Genomic DNA, 22519 nt, shown 5'->3' with positions numbered 1-22519 from the left:
TACTGCCCGTATTCGATCCCGTGAAAGAGACACTATGACCATCCCGTCCGCGGTCCATGACGTCATCATTGTCGGTTCCGGACCGGCCGGCTACACCGCTGGTGTCTACACCGCGCGCGCTGAGCTCGCGCCCCTGCTCTTCGAGGGAACCCAGTTCGGTGGCGCCCTCATGACCACCACCGAGGTCGAGAACTTCCCCGGATTCCGCGAAGGAATCATGGGCCCCGATCTGATGGAACAGATGCGCGAGCAGGCACTGCGCTTCGACACCGACATCCGCACCGAGGACGTCGAGGAGATCGATCTCAGCGGCCCGATCAAGACGGTCGTCGCGAACGGCGAAACCTACGCCGCGCACGCGATCATCCTCGCCATGGGCGCAGCAGCCCGCTACCTGGGCATTCCCGGTGAAGAACGCCTCCTCGGCCGCGGCGTCAGCGCCTGCGCCACCTGCGACGGCTTCTTCTTCCGTGACCAGGACATCGTCGTGGTCGGCGGCGGCGATTCCGCGATGGAAGAAGCAACCTTCCTCACCCGCTTCGCTCGCTCGGTCACCCTGGTGCACCGCCGCGAGGAGTTCCGCGCCTCACGGATCATGCTCGAGCGCGCCAAGGCCAACGAGAAGATCCGCTTCCTGACCAACGCAGAGCCCGTCGAGGTGCTCGGTGAGAACAGCGTCACCGGCCTCGTCGTGCGCGACACCGTCACCGGCGAAACTTCCACACTCGAGATCACCGGCATGTTCGTCGCCATCGGCCACGACCCGCGCAGTGAGCTCGTCAAGGACCAGGTCGATCTCGACGACGCCGGATACGTGCGCGTCGCTCCCGGTTCCACCGCGACCTCCGTCGACGGCGTCTTCGCTGCCGGTGACCTGGTCGATCACACGTACCGTCAGGCGATCACCGCTGCCGGCACCGGATGCTCCGCAGCAATCGACGCCGAACGCTGGCTGGCCGACCGCGGCGACATCACCGCCAACACGCTCGACGCAGCCGGCCACACCGTAGACGCCGTCTGACTCCCACACCCAGCGAAAGGAACTTCGATGAGCAAGCCTTCAGTGCTGTTCGTGTGCGTCAAGAACGGCGGCAAATCCCAGATGGCCGCCGGCCTCATGCGCAAAGCCGCCGGCGACCAGGTGGACGTGTACTCGGCCGGCACCAAACCCGGCGACGCGGTCAACGCCCTGTCCGCCGAAACGCTCCTCGAGGTCGGGGTGGACATCTCCGGTGAGACCCCGACGTTGATCGATCCGCAACTGGTGCGCAATGTCGACCTCGTCGTCACCCTGGGCAGCGAAGCGAAGGTCGATCCCGTCGCCGGTACCGACTTCGAGAACTGGGACACCGACGAGCCGTCCGAACGCGGCATCGACGGAATCGAACGAATGCGGCTGGTCCGCGACGACATCGCTGCCCGCGTCGACGCCCTGGCCGGGCGTCTGACCACGTAATCGACGTATCACCCCGGCTGTCAGCAGAAGATCTGGATAAGGAAAGGACACTCGTGCACTCGCAAGGGACACCGATCACGGTCGACGTTGTCGTGATCGGTGGTGGTCAAGCCGGAATGGCCGCCGGGTACTACCTGCGCCGCTCCGGCCGCGACTTCGTCATCCTCGACGCCGAAACAGCGCCCGGTGGATCCTGGCAGCACTACTGGGACTCACTGCACCTGTTCTCACCAGCCGAATACTCCTCGCTGCCCGGCTGGCCGATGCCGGGCTGGAGTCCCGGTTTCCCGCCCGCCTCACACGTCGTGGATTACCTCACCGCCTACGAGACCCGATACGACCTACCGGTCCGCCGCCCGGTCCGCGTCACGTCCGTGACCCGCTCCGGTGACGGGTATCTCGTCGAATCCGATCACGGCAGCTGGTCCGCGCGGGCCGTCGTCAACACCACCGGGACGTGGCGGCAACCATTCTGGCCGATCTACCCCGGTATCCGCGAGTTCACCGGCACCCAAATCCATACCACCAGCTACCGTTCGCCGACCCCGTTCGCCGGTAGCAAGGTCGCCGTGGTCGGCGGCGGAAACTCTGCCGCGCAGATCGTCGCCGAAGTCTCCACCGTCGCCGAGACACTCTGGCTGACGAGCCGGGAACCGCGGTTCCTGCCCGACGACGTCGACGGCCGGATCCTTTTCGACGTCGCCCGTGAACATGCCCGTGAAATCGCTTCAGGTGAAACCGATTCCGGTGGCATCGCCGGCCTCGGCGACATCGTGATGGTGCCCCCGGTCCAAGCCGCCCGCGAGCGCGGCGTGATGGTGGCGCACCCGATGTTCGACCGCCTCACCGCCACCGGATTGGGATTCGGCGATCACGTCGAACAGGTGGACGCCATTATCTGGTGCACCGGATTCCGCCCCGCACTACGGCACCTTCAGCCCCTTGGACTCCGAGACGGCGACACCGGACGCATCGAACTCGACGGAGCGCACGTCGCCGGTGAACCCGGATTGATTTTCCTCGGATACGGCGACTGGACCGGTCCCGCATCGGCCACCCTGATCGGAGTCGGCCGCACCGCCCGCGACGCCATCACCGCACTCGACGACGACCTCTTCACAGTCCCGGCCATCTGAGCAACATCCGAAACAAAACAGAGGACACATCATGAGCACCATCGAAGTATTCGAACCCGCCCTGTGCTGCAACACCGGCGTCTGCGGCGACGACGTCGACCAAGCGCTGATCACCTTCACCGCCGACCTCGACTGGGTCGCGAGCAACGGCGGCACCATCACCCGTCACAACCTCGCCAACGACCCCCTTGCCTTCGCCGGAAACGACACCGTCGCAGCATTCCTCAAAATCTCAGGCTCCGAAGGACTCCCGCTGGCGATCGTCGACGGAGTCACCGCCCTGACCGGTACTTATCCCACCCGCAACCAGCTCGCGAAATGGGCCGGCATCACCGAAGCCGGAGCCGCGGACGCGCCGGCCGGGATCGCCATGCTCGGACTCGCCGACGGCTCAGCATGCTGCTCCACCGACGACGCCGACTCCACCACCTGCTGCTGAAAGCACCCACAACGCAATGAAGTTCCTGAACGATGCACCCCGATTCCTGTTCTTCACCGGCAAAGGCGGTGTCGGAAAGACCTCCATCGCCTGCGCGAGCGCGATCACCCTCGCCCGCGCCGGGAAGAAAGTGCTGCTCGTGAGCACCGATCCCGCCTCCAACGTCGGGCAGGTCTTCGGCGTGAGCATCGGCAACACCATCACCGACATTCCCGCCGCTCCCGGATTGTCGGCGCTCGAGATCAACCCGGAACAAGCCGCCGCCGCCTATCGCGAGCGGATCATCGGCCCCGTCCGCGGACTGCTCCCCGAGAAGGAGATCGCGGCGATCGCCGAACAGCTCTCTGGGTCCTGCACCACCGAAATAGCGTCGTTCAACGAGTTCACCGGACTGCTCTCCTGCCAAGGCGACATCACCGCCGACTTCGACCATGTCCTCTTCGACACCGCTCCGACGGGGCACACCATCCGGCTGCTGCAGCTTCCCGGATCGTGGACCGAGTTCCTCGACGACGGTAGGGGCGACGCATCGTGCCTGGGGCCGCTGTCCGGGCTCGAGAAGCAGCGAGCCATCTACGCTGACGCTGTTGCCGCGCTCGCAGATCCGCAGCGGACCCGCCTCGTCCTGGTCTCGCGCGCCCAGCGTTCGACGCTCGCCGAAATTACCCGCACCCACCGCGAACTCGCCGACATCGGACTGACCCATCAGCATGTCGTGATCAACGGTGTCCTCCCGGCACCGGGCGACGACACCGATCCACTCGCGACCGCGATCTACCGGCGTGAACAAGCCGCGATAGCCGGCCTGCCCGACGAATTGGCGCAGCTGCCCACCGATCAGGTCCCGCTCAAAGCGACCAATATCGTCGGCATCGACGCACTCGAAAGCCTCTTCACCCCCGACCTCAGCCCGGTATCCGCCGCCTCAGCGGACCCGGCCCTGCAGCTACCCAGTGCTCCGCTCTCATCCCTGATCGACGAACTCGACACCGACGATCACGGCCTGATCATGTGCATGGGCAAAGGCGGAGTCGGCAAGACCACCATCGCAGCCGCCATCGCTGTCGCCCTCGCCGAACGCGGCCACCAGGTGCACCTGACCACCACCGACCCGGCCGCACATCTGACAGAAACCTTGAACGGGGAACTCGACAACCTCCAGGTCTCCCGAATCGACCCCGCCGAAGCCACCGAGCAGTACCGCACCCGGGTTCTGACCACCAAAGGCAAGAACCTCGACGAACGCGGACGCGCGAACCTCGCCGAAGACCTCCGATCACCCTGCACCGAGGAAGTGGCGGTCTTTCAGGCGTTTTCGCGGGTGATTCACGAATCGAGCCGCAAATTCGTCGTCGTCGACACCGCCCCGACCGGGCACACTTTGTTGTTGCTCGACGCCACCGGCTCCTACCACCGGGAAATCGCCCGCCAAATGGGTGAGAACACGAACTTCACCACCCCGCTCATGCGGCTCCAGGACCCGAACGCCACGAAAGTCCTACTCGTGACCCTCGCTGAAACCACACCTGTCCTCGAGGCCGCCGGTCTGCAAGCCGACCTGCAACGCGCAGGCATTCACCCTTGGGCGTGGGTGGTCAACAACTCCCTCGCGGCAGCCGAACCGACCTCGACGCTCCTGCAGCAACGCGCAGCCGGAGAGATCACCGAAATCGACAGCATCACAAACAAATACAGCCAGCGAACCGCCATCGTCCCGATGCTCGCCGAAGAACCCGTCGGCACAGATGCATTGGCGGCGTTGAGTAAGGCCTGACGGGAGTAGGAATCGACTTCTGGCTGGTCATTTTCGTTGGCTGGATATGGTGGCGACGGCTTCTCTCGCCGCGCTCCGGTATGCCGTGATCCGGGGTCGGACCACACGACTCTCGGTGATACACACTCGCCAGGAAGACAACAGCATCTCGGTTTCCCCTCTGCGGTCAATGACCGACGGTACACAAGCTCGCCGGAGTAACCGTGCGCGTCACCGATGCCGGCGGAACCAATGTTGTTGAGATCGACATGCTGGTGACCGCTGATGCTATCGCCGAAGCCCGGGATTGAAGTGACCCGAACTCCCGGGGCTTTGCTTTGCGATGTGCGACTATAAGTTCATGCTCGATCCGGGCGCAAAGGGCAGTGACGTAGTGGTGATACCGCAACGAACTTTATGGTGGGCGGTCGACGAGCTCTGCCGTGCGTTGCCGCACGAGGTGCTTCGAAAACTGAAAGTGAGATCGGGCGAGGACCTAGCCGCCATTTCAACGACTGCATTCCTAGCCTGTGCGCCGACTAGCGTTGATTGTGCTGGCGAACCAGACTTGATCTTCGATCTTTCGCATTCGAAATCGGAGCGCAGCCCCATATCGTCGATGGGTTTGGCGAATAAGAGGTTTGCGGACTTCGAAGTGAAATCGATTGGTCTTTGGTACCGAAAGTTTGACGCCACGATTGATCAATCCCTTGGGCGTGGCGAAATTCCGATGGTGACGACGTTCACCGCAGCTGTTACGACTGTAAACGAGGTCCTGGCAGGTGAAGGCCTCAATCAGATTGATCGCGCGCTCCGCCAACTAAACAAGAAAGTGAGGGTTGCGCACTCGAAGAACATATTTCTGATTGCCCATCCCTTTGACTATCCCGTCGTTGAAATGGACGTTGCTCCTATCGTGGCACACCTTCTGAACCCACTGGACGGGATTGTTGGCGTAGACACCGTCTGGGTGATGTGGCCGGATGTCTTCTTTGTGATGTGGTCATCCCACAATGCCCGGTGGGTGAATCTGTTGTTTGACTCTCGAGAACAGAGCAAGGATCACTCATCTGCTTGGGACGACCTCGAGTTGCTGCAGCAAGTCCAAGTTGAGTTTCAGCGTCGTATCGACGGTGAAACGAACTCTCCGTACATATTTCGACTTGAGTAACGGGTTGTTTGAGGTGTTGTGGGTCGGCGAGCTCAAGAGCTGACAGCCAAGCCCGGACATCGTTTGCGGTCTATCCGCTTTTTAGCGTGGCGTTTCGCAGGTTTGACTTCTTGTGTGCAGATGCCGGCCCGAAAAGATGTCGTAGAGGTCGGCATGCTGGGGACCGCTGATCGGAGGTCGAAATCGCGGTCTTGTAGCCACCTTTCCTTCGCCTGTCTGCGGTGGTGCCGGCGGCCGGTGAGGTAGTGGTTTCTCACGTCCCCGGCACAGGGTGCGCCGGGGACGTGAGAAACGATTCTAGCGCCTATTTGCGCAGGTCAACCTATATAATTGGGGAGTCTAATTCGGTAGCGGACCTGACCAGTTCGCTCGATTCTGGAGGATTCCTGTGGCTGATTTGGCTACTGCTGTGACTGTGTTGGATGCGAATGGGCGGGCGGGTGTGCCGTCGTTGTTGATTTCGGGTCCGGGTATGGGCAAGTCGAGTTTGGTTCGTGGGTTGGCTGCGGCGGATGGGGTGTTGTGCAAGACGGTGTTGGGGTCGTTGCGTGAGCCGTCGGATTTCGCGGGGTTGCCGGTGGTGCGGGAGCACGGTGTGGCGTTGGAGGCTCCGGCGTGGGCGAAGGAATTGGTTGCCGGTGGTGGTGGGTATCTGTTTTTGGACGAGTTGACGACGAGTCCGCCTGCTGTGCAGGCGGCGATGTTGGCGGTGGCGTTGGATTTGACTGTCGGTGATGTGCAGTTGCCGAAGGGGACTCGGGTGATTGCGGGGGCGAATCCTCCGGATTGCGCTGCTGGTGGGTACGAGTTGGAAGCGCCGTTGGCGAATCGGTTCTGCCATGTGGAGTTCACGCCGTCTGTGGATGAGTGGTTGGACGGTATGGCGACGGGGTGGGGTGCACCGCCTGCCTCGCGTGCGGTGGCCACCGATGAGCAACGGGTTGCGTTGGTGCGCAGTTCGATCACCGGCTTTGTGCAGCGCAATCCTGATGCGTTGGATGCGTTTCCGTCGTCGGCTGCGCAGACCGGTGGTGCGTGGCCGTCGCGTCGTACGTGGTCGATGTTGGCGGCGGTGTTGCCGCATTTGCGGGAGGACGACAACGCGGCGATCAACACGGCGGTGTTCGGGTTGATCGGTGAGGGCGCGGGCGTGGAGTTCTTGGAGTGGCGGCGTAGCGCGGATCTTCCCGATCCGGTTGCGGTGGTGGAGAATCCCGATTCGGCGTTCGATTGGCAGTCGCGTCCTGATCTGGTGTGGGCGGTGCTGTCCGGTGTCACGGCGTGGGCGGTGGGACGGGGCACGGTGGAGGCCTGGCGCAGTGCGTGGGGTCCGCTGATCGCGGCTGCGGAGGCGGGCGCACCGGACGTGGCGGGCGCGGCGGCGCGCACGCTGGCGAAGGCGCGACCGGCGAAGGCGACTGTCCCGGCGTCTGCTCGTCGGTTCGCGCCGATGTTGACCGCTGCGGGTCTGATGGAGGCGGCAGCATGAGCGGGGTTCGGGTCCTCGCGCCGGATGAGTTGCGGGCGTTTCGCCTGGCACGACTGGTTTCTGCCGAACAGATGCCGTATTTCATGCGGGCATTGTTCGCGGCGCAGCCTGTTGCTGCACCGGGGTTGGGCACGTTCGCGGTGGATGCGCAATGGCGGCTCTATCTAGATCCGGCGTTGTTGGTGGGGGCGGGTGCGTGGCCGGTGCCGGTGGCGGGTGCGGTGTTGCTGCACGAGGTCGGGCACTTGCTGCGGGCACACGGTGTGCGGGGGCAGTCCTTGCCGAAGCCGGTGCACCACGTGGCGTGGAATTACGCGGCGGACGCGGAAATCAACGACGACTTGCTGGCGGCGGGCGTCGGGTTACCGGACGGGGTGATCACTCCACAATCGTTCGGGTGCGAGGACGGCGGAATCGCAGAGGACTACTACACGCACCTGATCGATCCGGCTACGGGACAACAGTTTCCAGACGACGACGACGTGGGTTGCGGATCCGGTGCGGGATGCGCGCCGGTGCCGGGGGAGTTGGGCGCGGCAGCGGGGGAGGTCGCGGACGGGTTGGACGGCGCGGAAGCAGATCTGGTTCGCCGTCATGTGGCGCGGGCGGTGCAGGCGGCGCAGGGGAAGGGGCGCGGGATGCCGCCGCAAGGGTTGGCGCGCTGGGCCGGTGAGGTTCTCACGCCGCCGACCGTGCCGTGGGATCGGGTGTTGCGTGCGGTGATCCGGCGAGCGCTGGCGGATCAGTCGGGGCGGACGAACTACAGCTATGCGCGTCCGTCGCGGCGCAGCCTGCCGGGGATCGTGGCCCCGGCGATGCGGGGTCCGTCGATCACGGTGTCGATTGTGATCGACACGTCGGGGTCCATGTCGGCGGGTGATCTGTCGGCGGCGATGGGTGAGGTGGCGGGTGTGCTGCGGGCGGGCGGTGTGGCGCGGGAGCGGGTACGGATTCTCTCGTGCGATGCGGCATCGACGTCTGCGCAGGCGGTGCGGTCGGTGGCCGATGTGCAGTTGGTGGGCGGCGGCGGTACGGATATGCGCGTCGGGATCGACGCGGGGAACGCGGCCCGTCCTGCCCCGCACGTGGTGATCGTGTTGACGGACGGGGATACGCCGTGGCCGGATCGGCCGTCGCGGGCGCATCTGGTGTGCGCGGTGATCGGCAACGACGCCGCACTGTCTCGGACCCCGGAATGGGCGTCACGTGTGCAGATCCCGGTCGGTGCGTCGTGAACGCGGTGAGCGGTGATCTGTTGCGGTACGCGCAGCAAGTGTTGACGGGTACCGGTCACGCGCCGGATCAGGTGGCGAGCGTGGTCGTCGGTACCGGCGAGGATGCGGCGGCGCTGGCCTTGCGTGCGGGGTGGGAGTGCGCTGCGAATCCGGTGGTCCTGGCGTGCGAACAGACGGAGGACGTGTCGTGAGCGTGGAATGGTTCGATCTGGCTCAGCGTCTCTATGCCGCCGAAACGGGGCGTCCCGTTGCTCGGCTCGCACACACTACGTTCACCCCGTCAGCGTCGGCGCTGGCGGTGCGGGCGACGGTACGCGGCGGCAGTGTGAGCGTGTCCGCTGCGGCGGTCGGTGGAGGTGAGGAAACCGCGTGTGACGAGGCCGGGTTGGCGTTGCTGGCCAGGTTGGGCGGCACGCTGGCGGCGGATGCCCCGGCGATGTTGCTCACCGACGACGGCGGCACGATTCCGGCGCTGGTGGGGTTGGCGCGGGCGCACGCTCACCACAGTGACCCGAACATCTCCGGTAGCGCCGCGATGGTGGGGTGGTGGGCAGATCGGGCGGATCATCCCGGCACGTCGGCGGTGGTGAATCTTCCGGCCACCTCCAGTGCCCGCTACGTGCTCGGCGTGGTGCCGGAAGCGCAGCGGTCGGCGCGGGTGTGGCGGACGTGGTTGCAGATCGCGGACGAGAGTGTCGCCGGGATGCACGAGTGGGCGCGTGCGATCGGCAGTGGCCCGTTGCTGCCGCTGCTCGCTGCGATCGGTGAAGACGACGCGTATTCGTTTTCTCGGGCACAGTCTGCACTGGTGGACGGTCACGACTGGTCGCGTCCCGACAACACGGCCAGCGCCGCGATGGGCCTGCGAAGTCGTTGTGACGCAGCAGATGTGATGTCATCAGCCTTGCTCGATGATCCGATGTGGCGCGAGCGCGCACTGCACACCGGCCACGTCGCGGTAGGTGTGGCATCGATGACGCCGCCACCGAAAGGCTCACGTCGGCGCAACGGGTCGCTGTCGGTGACGTGTGAGCGTCTGGATTCACGGCTGCGGGTCGGATCTGCTGTCACCGGGTGGGTCGGTACACCGCGACGGCGTCCGTTCGAGCAGTTCACCGTCGAAGTCACATCGACCGAGGTTGTCGGCGGGAAGTTGGTGCTCGGACTCGGTTCGGTAGGGATGTATGCGCCGCCGAGTGGGGCGTCGGTGGTGTTGATGCCGCAAGCGGCGTCACCGCACACGATGCGCGCTGGTCGTGGCCGGTACTGGCGGCTCTACCGAGGGCGGCGGTCCTGGCTTTCGACGGGGCAGACACCCGTTCCTTCCCGGCGCGGCGTGCCGTTGGACGTGCTCATCGCGGGCGCAGAGGAATAACGCCGGCACTGGGCACAAAGTATGTAAATAGCCAGTTCAGAGACTTTTTTCCTGAAAGGTTTGATTCGTCATGCGCATTACTGCCTCGTCGTCCGATATTGCTGCCCCCTCCGGCCCGGTGCCGTCGTCGTCCCGTCCGCCCGTCCCGTCGCTGACGGGGTGGCCGGGGTCGGAGATCATGGCCGACCCGATCACAGCGCGTGTGCTGTTTTCGGTGTGGTCGGGTGATCCTGCGGTGGTGGTGCCGTCCCCTCCCGGTGCGGGCAAGACCCGCTTGGTTGCATTACTGGCTGCGGCATTGGCGCACCGGGCGGATCTGCGCGTAGGGATCGCGGCGCAGACCCGCGAACAGGCGGTGGAGATTGCACGCCGGTTGGGAACACTCACCGACCGCGCCGCATTGATGTGGAAAGCGAAAGCACCGGCACCGGACAGCGGCGACACACCGGTGGTCTCGGGACAGAAAGTGCGCTGGCAGGGCGACGTCGGTGCAATTCTGATCGGCACGACGGCGCGATGGTTGTTCTCGGACCCGGACCGAGTCGGTGCGGACGTGTTGATCGTGGACGAGTCGTGGCAATGCACCTACGCCGATCTGGGAGCGCTGGGAGCCATGGCGAAACAGGTGGTGTGCGTCGGTGATCCCGGACAGATCGACCCGGTGGTGACCGGCGATGTATCTCGTTGGGAGGGAAGCGAAACCGCACCCGATCTACCCGCCCCGATTGCACTGTTGGCTGCGCACGGCGACGTGGTGGGGATGGTGCGGTTGGCGCACACCTGGAGACTTGGCCCCGACACCACAGCACTGATCGCGCCACTGTTCTACCCCGATCTGCCGTTCACCTCGAAGCGGCCCCCGGAACACCTCACCGATTCGAGCGGAGCCGTGTGGCCCGAATTGGCGCACCGCCCGATCACAGCCTGCGGAGGCCCGTCCGATCCGGCCCTGGTGACCGCATGCGCCGCGCGGGCGGCGGAACTACTGGCAGCGGATCTGGTCACCACCGCAGGCCAGCGGCCAATGACGGCCGCCGACGTGGCCGTGGTGGTCCCGCACGTGACTCAGGCTGCGGCAATCCGTGCCCTACTGAGCGAGCACCCCGACGTACTGGTCGGCACCGCCAACTCGCTGCAAGGCCTCGAGCGTCCTGCCGTCGTGGTGCTGCACCCGTTGGCGGGATACCGGACCGCCGAACCTTTCAACCTCGATGCGGGCCGCGCCTGCGTGATGCTCTCGCGTCACCGCGCCCACATGTCCGTCGTCATCGACAGCGCGACTGCGAGCGTTCTTGCACATGGTGCGCCGTCGCCCGCGCTCGAGGTCCAGACCGGCCTGTTGGCCGCGCTGCACAGCACCCCCGCTGTGTAGTTCAACCGAAAAAGAAAGGGACTTGGGCAATGTCCGAAACAACGAAGATCGAATGCCGTGCACGCGTCTGGGAAGGAATAGACACATTCGATGCAGTCGCGGCATCGACAGCAGGCGGCAGCAAGCGCGATGACTTCCGCTACGAGCAAGACCCCGAGTCGCAGATCCACGACAACGGCGTCCGCGCTGTGCGGGCAGCAGACGGAATGATCGCGTATGCCCGCCGCTGCGGAACCGGCACCGAAGAATTGCCCACCGTGTTCGCGGACTTCCTCTCCGATGCACATCACCTGGCCGACGCGTTGGGCGTCGATTGGGATGAGGCCACACGCAATGGGGAGGGGCATTACACCGCCGAGTTGTACGGCACCGAGTAATCGGGGCACTGACGGCCCGGCAGTCCACGGACGTTCGGCCGGCAGTCCACGGACGTTCGGCCGGCAGTCCACGGACGTTCGGCCGGCAGTCCACGGCACCGGGAGTGTCAGGGGCGGAGGCTGAGGGAAGATGAACGGAATGGCCGGTACCGGTTTACATCCCAATTCGGTATCATGATGATTATGAGCACGCAGATCGCGGTACGGCTACCCGAGGACATCGTGGTGTTTCTCGACAGTGAGGTCAGTGGTGGGCGCGCGAAAAGCCGTGCTCAAGTTGTGCTTCGAGCGTTGGAGCGTGAGCAGCGTCGACAGCTTGCAGCCCGAGACGTGGAGATCTTGTCTGATGGTCTCGGAACCGGTAGCGATGTGAATATCGCCGCCGCGCACGGGAAGAAGAACTGAGTGCGGCCAATCCATGACGCCCACCTCGAAACGCTCTGTCCGGTCTTGGTTCTGACGAGGGAGCTGGTTCGGCCTCATCTGGGGACGGTCACTGTTGCTCCCGTTCGTGCGGAGGGGCGGGGGTTATCGACCGAGCTGAGTTTGGGCGAAGACAACGGTGTCGAGGACGGATCGGTTGTCGACTGCGACGGGGTGACGACCATCCCGGTGTCGGCACTCGGGGTGAATCGAGGATTTCTCTTGCCTGCTCAGGAAGTGTTGTTGACCAGGGCATTGCGATCAGCATTTGATCTCGAGTCATTAGGACGCCAGTAGCGGGGATGGGGCAGCGATGGTGGTGAGGAAGTGGGAGCAGATTCCCCTGTTCGACCTCGATCCTTCTCCGGTGCCCGGAGTTCATGGGGATGGTTCTGAGGTCGATTCTGAACCAGCGCTCTTCGATCTCGACGACGCCGCGGCGCCGGATCCCGATGCTGACGTGATGGATGCCCGTGCGCCGATTGCGGAGGATCGTGTCGCCGCGGAACCAGAGGTCGAACCAGTGGCAGGCGAAAGCGCCCCCATAGCGTGGCAAGGTACGGACTCGTCACCGTCTTCGGATTACAGCACGGAAACAGTTGTGCCCCAAGATAAGCCCATTGCTGACGTGGGACCGGAACCTCCCCCGGCGTCCGAACGGGGCGCAACCGAACCGGCCGCCCTTCCTCCCGCCGGCGAGGCAGCAGACGGCCACGCCGTCATTGTCACAGCAGCCGGCACCTACACACCGTCTGGCCATACACTCACCGGCCCAGTCGATTCCATCGAAAAACTTGACAAACTCATCAGATGGGCAACGCTCACCCCGCTGGGCGCGCCGGCACAGATCTGGATAGTGGGAATCGAAGCGTGCGAGATGCTCGGATGGATCATCGACCCGGGCAGTGAAGACGATGTCGACGACATGGAAGTCCTCCGTACCCGCGCTGCCGAAGAGCTCACCGCGATCCTCCACGCCACGCTGACCCCGATGCTGACCGCAGGATGGGAACTGCGCGGAGAACCCGGCCACGTCGTTCACCTCTCCCGCACCACCGGGAACTTCACATCCATGGTCGACATTTTCATCGAACCCTACGTGTGGACCTACTGGAACAAGGACTTCGGATGGGGCAATCGCGTGGGGGACATGGGGATCCTCGGGTCACCGGCCGCCGGAACCTACCTCCCCGACGACGACCTCCCCGCTGCCCGCGAACTGGGACGCCGACTCGCCTGGTGCGCACAACACCTCGGCGTGCTACCCGGGCCCACCCCCGCACGCACCGGCGCCGCCATCGTCGACAAGATCAAACGCGACCGCACCCGCAGCGGTAAAGGAATCGTCGTCACTGTCGGTGGACCGGTCCCACCGTTGGACGGCGAACCCCGCGGAGATCTCGAACCTGCCCTCGGATGGACCCGCATCCCGGACCTCGAAGAACTTTCCGATGCAACACAACTGGTATCGATAGACCAACGAGCTGCGTACCTCGCTTCGGCTGGCATGCTCGAATTCGGCTACGGAAAACCTCGACATCTTCGCGGCGAGGACGCGCTCGATGCTGCGCGGCAATCGAAAACCCCGTTCGGACTCTGGCGTGTAACCCTCCCACCGGGTGACATGCTGGCGCTCCCACCCGCTCTACCGTTGCCTCACCCACACATGCTCGCCGACCAACCTGTGCAGACCTGGATCACCACCGTCAGCCTCGATGCACTTCAAACGTCCATCGCCGATGGCGGAATCGGCGCAGAACTCGACGACCTCGACATCGCAGAAGCGTGGGTCTACCCCGAACAGGGTCGAGCCCTCGACAAGTGGGCGAAAATCTTGAGAGAGGCCCGCAAAGTTGCCGTTGACACCGGCGACACAGCAATGAAACGGTTCATCGGCGCCTGCTACAAGGGTTATATCGGCCGAATGGTCAACCCCGACATGTGGACCGCCAAACAAATGCAACACCATCATCAGCCGCTCTGGCGAGCAGCGATCATCGCACACTGCCGCTGGCGAGGCCGCCGCGTCGCGATGCGCATCGCGCGCGAAACCGGGCGTTGGCCACTGCGCACCGTCACCGACTCCTGGGTCTACCCCCTGCCCCTGGGCATCGACATCGCAGACGAGAGTGACGCACTCGGGAAAATGACTCTGGAAAAGAGCGCCCCGCTCACCGAAAACATAACCGTCATGCTGACCGACGCCCGCGACACCCACGAGATCAACCTCGCACTCAAAGCTGCGTTCACCGACGAAGATGAAGGAAACATATAGTGGCCCTGCATCTTCCGAAACCGCGATCTACCAAACCCGCACAGAAGACCGTCGGTTTGGACGGACTCAACGTATCTGTCTCGACAGCAGCGACCAGTGGTGTCGAAAAATCGAAATCGGTCAAAAGTGGGGGATTGGCCGGACTCACCAGCAAAGTCTCCGTACGTCAGATCCGTACCGAAATCGGTAAAGAAGGCCTACGGCAAGCAGCTGTCGACGCCGGGAGAAAGCCCCCATCTGACCGAACACTGCGCCGCTGGGCGCAGCAAGGACGAATCCCGCACCCCGACGTCACCGAACGTGCACAACGGCGAGCCGCCATCGAACGCCTCGGTGGAATCGACGCTGTCGCAAAGAAAATCGGTCGTTCACGATCAGCGGTCTCTCGCTACCGTTCCGGCGAAACGAACGAGCTGCGCGCTGACGCGAAAAAGAAACTCAAGAACGTCAAAGCGCACGACGTCATGGACCGCGCCGGCGTCCTACGACCCGACGGGCAACCCAAAAAGGCCACCATCCGAGTCCGCGGGGGAGTGTCCGTCCGCAACGGTTCCGAAGAAGGTTACGACTATCGAGTGCGTACCCTCGATTTCGCGAACTCCGACAGCCCCTTCAGTCTCGACGAAACACGAGAACTCGCCATGGCTTTGGCCAACGACGATCATGCCCGGGTGGTTGCCATCCTCGAACGTCACGCCACGATGGATTACCCTGAAAACAAGGGATTCGACCAGTACGGCGACACTTTCGGATTTCACTTCGATTCCATCGAATCCGTCCACATCGACTGGACATAGAACTGCCCTGCTCCTCGACGCACCGGGCGGGACCAGGCATCGCGTTCGCAGACCCTCGTGCGAAACACCGGTAGCGATCTCGGCACCAGAGGATATGTCGGCCAGGTTCGAAAATCGAATGGCGCCTCTCAGCCGGAGTTGTCAGGTTTGACGGGCAGTTGGGAGTCGAGTTCGGAGACAGTGGCTTCCACAGCTGCCGCGATCTCGTCGTCGGTAGGGACGAGATCGCGAACCTGGGAGGGGAGAGTCTCATAGGTGTAGTCGGCTACGGCGAGGGGTGCAGTTGTCCCGGCAAGTGAATACCGGACGACGTTGTCGTTGCGGCCGGCGCAGAGCAAGATTCCCACAGTCGGGGCGTGGATGTCCTTGTTGCGGAGGTTGTCGTCGATCCACGAAACATAGAAGCCGAGCTTCCCGACATACTCCGGCTCAAACCTGCCTACCTTCAACTCGACGACGACGAACCTCGCTTGCACCCAGTTGAAGAACAGCAAGTCGATATAGAAATCCTGATCACCGACCTCGAAATGGTATTGGCGTCCAACAAAGGCGAACCCGTGTCCCAGTTCGAGGAGGAACTGCTCCAGCCGACGCATCAGCGCGGACTCCAGCTCCCGCTCCGCGACACGTTCGGTGATGTCGAGAAAATCGAAGACGTACGGGTCACGCACCAACTGTCGGTAACACCGCTCGCATCATCCGCGAGATCACTTAGACGAATACAGCCAGCATGAACCGTTGCGCCTGCCCGGCTGAAGCGATTCTCTTCACCCGGCGCTCCCATTGTCGCATTGGCTGACGCGAGTTCTCGGCCCGATTGCTGAAAATACTTCGACCGGCGATGCTCGGCAGAGGTCAGCATCTCGCGGTACGCCACTTTGTAGCTGGCCAGCTTGGCGGTCACGAGCACCGTCGGCACGTACCGCAGACCCTTGAGTACCTTGCGGAAGAACCGCTTGGCAGCAGTGGCGTTTCGACCCGACTGGACGATAGCGTCGCTATCAGGCCGTCCTGATCGACCCCGCGCCACAAATACTTCTGCTCGCCGTTGATTCGAGGTGAACACTTCATCGAGGTACCACTTGTTGCCCGGGCGGGGCCTTCGGAGACGCAGCTCATTGGCATAGGACCGGCCGAACATCGCGCACCACTGCCGGATCGTCTGGTGGGAGACCACGACGCCGCGCTCGAACATCAGTTCCTCCACATCACGCAGGCTCAACGTGAAGCGGTAATACAGTCACACGGCGTGGCTGACGAATTCTGGGCTGTGATCACAGTCACCCACCACCCCAGCGGTCACCAGCACAGCCAAGGTGACGATGCTCGCAGCAATGTGCAGCTGATGCCCAATTGCCGCTGGAATGGTGACTGGCATGCAGTTCTATTCCCGATCTTGCAGTGATACGGCAGGAAGCTAAGCGGGAGAATGTCATTCCGCGGAAGCCGCGAGAGGCAAGCCAAGCGGGACAAGCTCGCCGAACGGATTGCACGTCGGCAGCGTGCGTATGAGAGGCCTACTGCGGGTATGGCATTCACGGATATCGCCAAGAGTTCGGGGTGCCCACTCCGACGGCGTCGGCTCTGTACGCGAATATCTTGCAGATGCAGAGAACCCTCCGTGAGGTCAATCGAGAGTATCTGGATGAATGTGTCAACCCGCTATTCATCCGAGCGGCACGCTCATGCGGTTCCCATAGGGTGCGTGGCGCTGATGCCTGTTGAAGGGGCTTGACGACTCGCTCGTTGCGATTTCGGGTCGGGTTGGTTGGTTCGGATGAGTTTGTGTTACTTGAGCTGGGCAAGTTGATTGAGGACTACTTCGGGTACTGCGGTGGCGGGGATCTGAGTGATGTGAAAGTCGCAGGGAGGAAGTGTTGTTTGTTCTCCGCGCCAGTAGTTCTCGGGGAGGACACTTCCGCGGATGGTCTGCTGATGGAGGGTTACCCCATGGGAGTCGCGCATGCCGACGATAAGTCGGTAGTGCGCGGTGATGTTGGTGATCGGGGTGTAGGCGTCGTACCCGACCGGTGTGGTTGGTGCGGAGGGGTCTATCGGTCGGTCGTCGAGGAGTATCGCGGCGAATGGGAGTGCTGCGAAGCCGCGGAGCCAATCGGCGACGTACATTGACGAGTTTTCCGCGTCGTCGGCGTCGAGGCTGTCAATGTCGGAAGAACCCGAATAGTGGTGTGTGGCTCGTAGCCACTGCATGGGGGAGGGGATCTGTAGGACTACTGGTCCTGACGCCATTGCTGTCAGTGTTTGCGCAAGATCGATGACGCTACGGGTGAGGCCCTTGTCCGCGAGCATGGTACGCAGGGCATATCCGGTTCGTTTCTTCTGAGACATTGAATCCCGCAGGGCGGGGTTCTGTTCGAGGTGATGGGTGTAGAAGTGGTTCAGGTCGAGGATGGCCAGGTCGGGTTTGAGTAGACCTTGTGCTTGGTTGAAGAAGCGGGCGTAGCTGGTGGGGTCGTCCCAGGGGGCGGGCCGGTTGCGCAGAAACACCGATTGGGCGTACGCGTGGTGATCGAGTAGGAGGGCTGTGGCGCGGCCCGAGGGTGGTGAGGCGATTGCGGTGAGAAGGCTGGTGGTCATGATGGTCTTCCTCGAGAGATTGGTGCGATACCGCGCGGTGATGCTCACACCGACGTGATGTTGGGTCAGCGGAGCATCACCGCGCGAAATCGGCAGGGTCAGGACTTGTGCTGGACTTTCTCGCCGCACTTGGTCTCGAGCTCGCGTACCCGCTTGCTCAGCTCCTCGATCTTGAGCACGCGACGGTCCGGAATCATGATGAGGGGTAGATCCTCGAGCCGCGCGGTTACCCGCTCCGGCGCACTCTTGCCCCAGTGCGTGGCAACCAGTTGGTCGTTGTCATCGCCCCAGGAACCGAAGTACAGCAACTCTTTCGGAGGTTCGGGCTTGACGAATTCGGCTACGAATTCCTTGTACGGCTTGCCTCGCTTCAAGCGGTCCTGGCGCATTTGTGCGCGTAGCGCTGTGGTTTCTTCTTCGCGGACGACGAATGTGTCGGGTTCGTAGACGACGCCGTACAGTTCGCCGGCCACCTTGTCCGAGATCCGCGCGAGCTGCAGGTCAGCCATGACCAGTTCTGGATCTCGCTCGAGGATGTCCCCGTATCCGCCGCCGGAGCCTTGGCTGATCATGTACAGCTCGCCTTCCTTGGCGACATCGAACTGCAACCCCATGTGGCCGGTCAGGTATTTGCCGCCCTCGTAGGGCTGTTCGTTCATCACCCGTTCGATCGACAAGTCGAACTGTGATGGGTCCTTGCGGATGATGTCGTAGATATTGATGTTCTTGACCATCGACAACGGATAGGTGGGGCATCCGTAGCCACCGAACATTCCGCTCACCGACGAAAACTTCGAGCCGGAAGTGACGGTCATGAATCCCCAGCTGGGGGTGCCGCGTGAAGCGACAATCATTTCGTAGCCCATGCCGCCGCGGTACTTTCCGAAGCCCTGATTGTCTGTGACCAGTCGCTTACTGACCAGTTGCAGGAACGGGACTTCTTCTTCCATGACTTCTTGCTCGGCGATGTCGGCCATTGCACAGAACATTGGTGCTACGCCGTCTTCGCCGTCTCGGAATGCCTTGGCGCCGCCGCCCATTCCGTTCAGATCGGCACAGAGGTTGCCGACCTGCTCACTGTGCTGCGTGGTTCCGCCCCACAGGAAGTCGTTGATCTGGTTGAACCAGGGGGCGATCACGTTCGAGTACTTGGTGGGGGAGGAGAACTGAAGTTTCGCGTACGCGGTCTGTAGGGCAGAGAATCCGCGGAACGAGGCTTGGAGCGACTGTCCGACGGGTGCGTCGTATCCGGCGTCGGCCCAGGTGTGTTCCTCGGAAATGACCTCGATGGGGGAGAGGGCGCCGGTGCTGCGGGGGAGGTCCGGCCACCAGTACGACAGAATCGCTTGCGTCATGAACGATTTGGTCGAGCCGAGGGGGGAGTTGATCGCCCGGTTGAGGATCTCCGGCCCGGTACCCGTCAGGTCGACGGTCATCGTGTCACCCTTGATGGTGATCTTGCAGGCGAACTTGATCAGAATGTTTTCTTTGAGGGTCGAATCGACGAACTGGTTGAAGGTGACGGTGCCGTCCGGAAGATCCGAAATGCGGCGCCGTACCTCGGCTTCCACGTTCTCGACGGTGGTGCGAAGAGTAGAGACGAATGCTTCTTCACCGACTTCGTCGATGAGGCGGTCGACGGTGTCCATCACTCTGCTGACGGCGCCCATCTTGACCTTGATGTCGGCGAGCATCAGTTTGGGGTCACGTGTCGAGTGCTGGAGGAAGGTCAACAGATCGCGGCGCAGTCGCCCGCCTTCGACGATCTTGATCGGCGATGCGCGCAGCCCGTCGTCGAAGGGCGTTTCGGAGCCTGACGGCATGCCGCCGGGTTCGCAGGCACCGTTTTCACCTTCGTGGATGGTGGCCCCTACCCAGGCGATGATCCGGTCGTCTCGCATGACGGGTACCAGCATCGATTGGTCGGTGTTGTGCACCATGCCGAACCGGGAATCGTTGTGGAAGAAGCCGTCTCCGGGCCGGATCCCGACTGTCGGTTCGTCTTTCCAGTTCTTCATGATGTAGCGAATCGGGTGGTGCAACACTGCGGAGAAGGCGATGACGCCGCGGTTGGAAAGGTAGCTGACATCGCCTTCGGCTGTGTAGACGGCGACGGAGAGGTCAGCCCATTTTGCGCCGGGTGCCGCGCCCATGCTTTCGCACATCTCGAAGGCCTCGTCCAGTGCGCCTGCGAGGCGTTTGCGGATGCGGTCGGCTTCGATCGGATCGGTATCCGATGTCATGCAATAGCTTTCGTGCGCTGTGCGCGGCGCGATCTGGTGATGACGCATGATGTCGGGGTCGGGTCCGAGGAAGAGGGTGGTCTCGTCCATGAACTTGTCGACCCACTGCTGCTCTTGCTCGCTGAGTTGCTGGGTCCCGTCGCGGTCTGCGGATGGCCCGGTGCCGTTGTCTAAAATCGTCATGATGTTTTCAGGCTCCTTAGTAAGAACTGTGGTTTGATTCGACTGCTCGTCAGTCTTTGAGGAGCCAGACGGCGCCTTGCACTGTCGGCTCGAGTCGCCAGCCCGGTTCGACCAGGTAAGTGGTGCTTTCTGTCGTCACGATGGCGGGGCCGGCGATCACGTACGCGTGGTGGAGGGCGTTCTCGTCGTAGACCGGGGTCTGGACAGGTTCGCTGATGTCGGTGAAATGCACTTTGCGGGTGGTCACAGGTGCCGGGGTTGCGCGGTCACCGCCGGCGTCGATGGAATCGAATTTGACGACGTCGCCGTCGATGTAGGAGGCGACGCGCAAGGTCTGTAAGCGGACACCGGCTTCGGGGGCCTGGGTGCCTTCGCCGTACCGTTGGCCGAAGATTTCGGCGAACGTTTTGATCAGGTACAGCACATCGGCGACACCGTTGACTCGGTTGATGTCGAAAGAGACTGCGGTGGTGACCAACTGGTTGCCGTAACGCATGTCCATCTCGAGTCGGTACTTGACGTCGCTGCGGTTGTAGCCCTGACGGACCAGGTCCTCGGCGCCCTTGGCTTCAAGCTCGCCGATGTAGGTGTTGAGCTGTTCGTACTGGTCGTAGATGGTTCGCTCGCGAGGTTCGTAGAGCACGATGTACGCGCTCCGTTCGTGGATGTGGAGGGGCTTCATGTTGCCCGCGCCCAGGGCGGAGAAAACTGATGCGAACGGGGGGAAGAGGATCTTGCTGATTCCGGCCTTGGATGCGATCCCGCAGGCGTGCAGCGGGCCGTTGCCGCCGTACGCGAGCATGGTGTAGTCCTCGACGAGACCGCCACGCGAGCGCAATTCCTTCTCGATGCCGATGGCCATCTGCTCGTCGACGGTGCGCTTGATGACCTTCGCAACGTCGACAGCGTCCATGTCGAGCTCGTCGGAGAGATTTTCGTCGATCGCATAGGTAGAGCGCTTCTTGTTGAGCGCGATGTAGCCGTTGGCGTAATTCTCGGGGTCGAGGTATCCGAGCACCAAATCGGCGTCAGTGACCGTCACCTGCAAACCGCCGCGGTCGTAGCAGGCGGGGCCGGGGTCCGAACCTGCCGATTCGGGGCCGATCTGCACCGAATTGTGGATCCTGTCGAAAGAAGCGATCGAGCCGCCGCCGGCGCCGAGGGTGTTGAGATGGATCATCGGGACCGACACCAGCCAGCGGCCGATGGTCGGCTGGAAATCGTAGTGCCGAACTCCGCCTTCGGGGACCAGGCCGATGTCGAACGATGTTCCTCCCATGTCCATCGATACGACGTCACCGATTCCGGTGGTTTCCGCCAAGTGTTGTGCCCCACCGACTCCGGCGATCGGGCCTGAGTGGATAGTCTGGAGCGCATCGGTCGAGTTCGGCTGGGCCATGCCGCCGGAATTGTGAATGACCAGCATCGGCTTCTCGTACCCGGAGTCACGCAGATTGCTCGACAGTTGGTTGAGCGCGTGGAACATCGTCTCGTGGAGGAAGGCGTCGACAATCGTCGATGTTGCTCGCACGTATTCGCCTTTTCGGCCCGATACCTGACTGCTGAGCAGAACGGGGATCGCGCCGAGCTGGTGCGTGGGGTATTCATCAAGGATGATTTCGAGGATCTGTTGCTCGTGGGCGGAGTTCTCGGTGGCGTTGGTCAGCGCCACGACGATGGCTTCGGCGCCGTTGTCCACCAACTCGCGAACCTGCTGACGAACATCGTCGACCATCAGTGGAACGAGGATCTCGCCGACAGCGTCGACCCGTTCCTTGACGGATCGAACCAGGTGACGCGGCACTAGAGGATCCGGTCGTTGGGCGTCTGCCATGTCACCTTGTTTGATGCCGTCGAGGCCCTCGCCGTAGCCGCGGCCACGGGAGAGGTGGATCGTGTCTTCGAATCCGTGTGTCACCAGAGCGGCAACCTTGGGGCCTTTGCCTTCGATGAGTGCGTTGGTGCCGAGGGTGGTGGCGTAGCGGACCGAGTCGACCTCGCGTAGAGCGTCACTGCGGCTGACGCCGGCGCGTGAGCATGCCAAATCGAGTGCTTCGTTGAAGCCGAGGGCCAGGTTGTGGTGGGTGGTCAACGCCTTCGCTTCGACGTAAATGTCGTCCCAGACAAAGAAGCAGTCGCTGAATGTTCCACCGATGTCAACAGAAATGCGTTTCATGAAAGTCTCCTTCGATCCGGG

General features: G+C 62.9%; 20 protein-coding genes and 1 pseudogene. 16 read left to right on the top strand and 5 right to left on the bottom strand.

Translation table 11 applies throughout. From position 1 onward, the window contains the following. The first annotated feature begins 34 nt into the window (after positions 1 to 34). The 16 genes from trxB (at position 35) to AOT96_RS30890 (ending at position 15298) form a co-directional block, all read left to right on the top strand. The gene (gene trxB, locus AOT96_RS30965) at positions 35 to 1021 is read left to right on the top strand and encodes a thioredoxin-disulfide reductase (RefSeq protein ID WP_003944628.1); all 987 of its coding nucleotides are present in this window, start codon (positions 35 to 37) and stop codon (positions 1019 to 1021) included. Positions 1022 to 1048: 27 nt separating this feature from the next. Further along, positions 1049 to 1456, top strand: coding sequence for an arsenate-mycothiol transferase ArsC (locus AOT96_RS30960; protein ID WP_003944607.1), 408 nt, complete (start codon positions 1049 to 1051; stop codon positions 1454 to 1456). Positions 1457 to 1509: 53 nt separating this feature from the next. After that, the gene (locus tag AOT96_RS30955; protein ID WP_003944597.1) at positions 1510 to 2592 is read left to right on the top strand and encodes an ArsO family NAD(P)H-dependent flavin-containing monooxygenase; all 1083 of its coding nucleotides are present in this window, start codon (positions 1510 to 1512) and stop codon (positions 2590 to 2592) included. Positions 2593 to 2623: 31 nt separating this feature from the next. Beyond that, entirely contained in the window at positions 2624 to 3031 is a 408-nt protein-coding gene (arsD, locus tag AOT96_RS30950; protein ID WP_003944649.1) for an arsenite efflux transporter metallochaperone ArsD, read from the top strand. 16 nt (positions 3032 to 3047) lie between these two features. Further along, positions 3048 to 4805, top strand: coding sequence for an arsenical pump-driving ATPase (gene arsA / locus AOT96_RS30945; RefSeq protein ID WP_003944661.1), 1758 nt, complete (start codon positions 3048 to 3050; stop codon positions 4803 to 4805). Positions 4806 to 5145: 340 nt separating this feature from the next. Next, positions 5146 to 5955, top strand: a complete 810-nt coding sequence (locus tag AOT96_RS30940; RefSeq protein ID WP_128638076.1) for a hypothetical protein — start codon at positions 5146 to 5148, stop codon at positions 5953 to 5955. A gap of 388 nt (positions 5956 to 6343) precedes the next feature. Next, complete coding sequence (locus tag AOT96_RS30935; protein WP_042926277.1) at positions 6344 to 7444, top strand: ATPase AAA; 1101 nt, start codon at positions 6344 to 6346, stop codon at positions 7442 to 7444. After that, positions 7441 to 8679 carry a vWA domain-containing protein gene (locus AOT96_RS30930; protein ID WP_058228362.1) on the top strand — a complete coding sequence of 413 codons (1239 nt, stop codon included), beginning with the start codon at positions 7441 to 7443 and terminating at the stop codon, positions 8677 to 8679. Before AOT96_RS30935 ends, AOT96_RS30930 begins: the two co-directional genes overlap by 4 nt. Then, positions 8676 to 8870: a hypothetical protein gene (locus tag AOT96_RS30925; protein ID WP_037129470.1), complete on the top strand. Its 195-nt coding sequence runs from the start codon at positions 8676 to 8678 to the stop codon at positions 8868 to 8870. Before AOT96_RS30930 ends, AOT96_RS30925 begins: the two co-directional genes overlap by 4 nt. Then, positions 8867 to 10054, top strand: coding sequence for a hypothetical protein (locus AOT96_RS30920; protein ID WP_058228361.1), 1188 nt, complete (start codon positions 8867 to 8869; stop codon positions 10052 to 10054). The genes AOT96_RS30925 and AOT96_RS30920 overlap by 4 nt, the downstream gene beginning before the upstream one ends. Positions 10055 to 10124: 70 nt before the next feature. Then, positions 10125 to 11426: an AAA family ATPase gene (locus AOT96_RS30915; protein WP_058228360.1), complete on the top strand. Its 1302-nt coding sequence runs from the start codon at positions 10125 to 10127 to the stop codon at positions 11424 to 11426. A gap of 29 nt (positions 11427 to 11455) precedes the next feature. Further along, positions 11456 to 11803 carry a hypothetical protein gene (locus AOT96_RS35875; RefSeq protein ID WP_063892177.1) on the top strand — a complete coding sequence of 116 codons (348 nt, stop codon included), beginning with the start codon at positions 11456 to 11458 and terminating at the stop codon, positions 11801 to 11803. Between the two features lie 183 nt (positions 11804 to 11986). Beyond that, positions 11987 to 12208 (top strand): hypothetical protein, encoded by a 222-nt coding sequence (locus AOT96_RS30905; RefSeq protein ID WP_042926289.1) that lies wholly within the window; start codon positions 11987 to 11989, stop codon positions 12206 to 12208. Beyond that, positions 12209 to 12523 carry a type II toxin-antitoxin system PemK/MazF family toxin gene (locus AOT96_RS30900; RefSeq protein ID WP_042926284.1) on the top strand — a complete coding sequence of 105 codons (315 nt, stop codon included), beginning with the start codon at positions 12209 to 12211 and terminating at the stop codon, positions 12521 to 12523. Between the two features lie 16 nt (positions 12524 to 12539). Further along, the gene (locus AOT96_RS30895; RefSeq protein WP_231917492.1) at positions 12540 to 14501 is read left to right on the top strand and encodes a hypothetical protein; all 1962 of its coding nucleotides are present in this window, start codon (positions 12540 to 12542) and stop codon (positions 14499 to 14501) included. After that, positions 14501 to 15298 (top strand): hypothetical protein, encoded by a 798-nt coding sequence (locus AOT96_RS30890; protein WP_058228359.1) that lies wholly within the window; start codon positions 14501 to 14503, stop codon positions 15296 to 15298. Before AOT96_RS30895 ends, AOT96_RS30890 begins: the two co-directional genes overlap by 1 nt. Positions 15299 to 15426: 128 nt before the next feature. Here AOT96_RS30890 and AOT96_RS30885 read toward each other — a convergent pair. The 5 genes and pseudogenes from AOT96_RS30885 to AOT96_RS30865 form a co-directional block, all read right to left on the bottom strand. Continuing rightward, a pseudogene (locus tag AOT96_RS30885) lies at positions 15427 to 15978 on the bottom strand (PDDEXK nuclease domain-containing protein); the annotation flags it as partial. Next, entirely contained in the window at positions 15894 to 16439 is a 546-nt protein-coding gene (locus tag AOT96_RS34980; RefSeq protein ID WP_328587284.1) for a DDE-type integrase/transposase/recombinase, read from the bottom strand. The gene AOT96_RS34980 and the pseudogene AOT96_RS30885, both read right to left, overlap by 85 nt. Positions 16440 to 17086: 647 nt before the next feature. Beyond that, positions 17087 to 17896 (bottom strand): hypothetical protein, encoded by an 810-nt coding sequence (locus AOT96_RS30875; RefSeq protein ID WP_042926486.1) that lies wholly within the window; start codon positions 17894 to 17896, stop codon positions 17087 to 17089. Positions 17897 to 17994: 98 nt separating this feature from the next. Beyond that, positions 17995 to 20322, bottom strand: coding sequence for a hydantoinase B/oxoprolinase family protein (locus AOT96_RS30870; RefSeq protein WP_042926467.1), 2328 nt, complete (start codon positions 20320 to 20322; stop codon positions 17995 to 17997). Positions 20323 to 20371: 49 nt separating this feature from the next. Then, a complete protein-coding gene (locus AOT96_RS30865; protein ID WP_065352980.1) occupies positions 20372 to 22498 on the bottom strand; it encodes a hydantoinase/oxoprolinase family protein in 2127 nt (708 codons plus the stop codon). Between the last annotated feature and the right edge of the window lie 21 nt (positions 22499 to 22519).

This window comes from Rhodococcus sp. 008, assembly GCF_001682295.1.
Classification (GTDB): domain Bacteria; phylum Actinomycetota; class Actinomycetes; order Mycobacteriales; family Mycobacteriaceae; genus Rhodococcus_F; species Rhodococcus_F qingshengii.
Note: the sequence above shows the minus strand (reverse complement) of the source record. Positions and strands in the feature narration are given on the sequence as shown.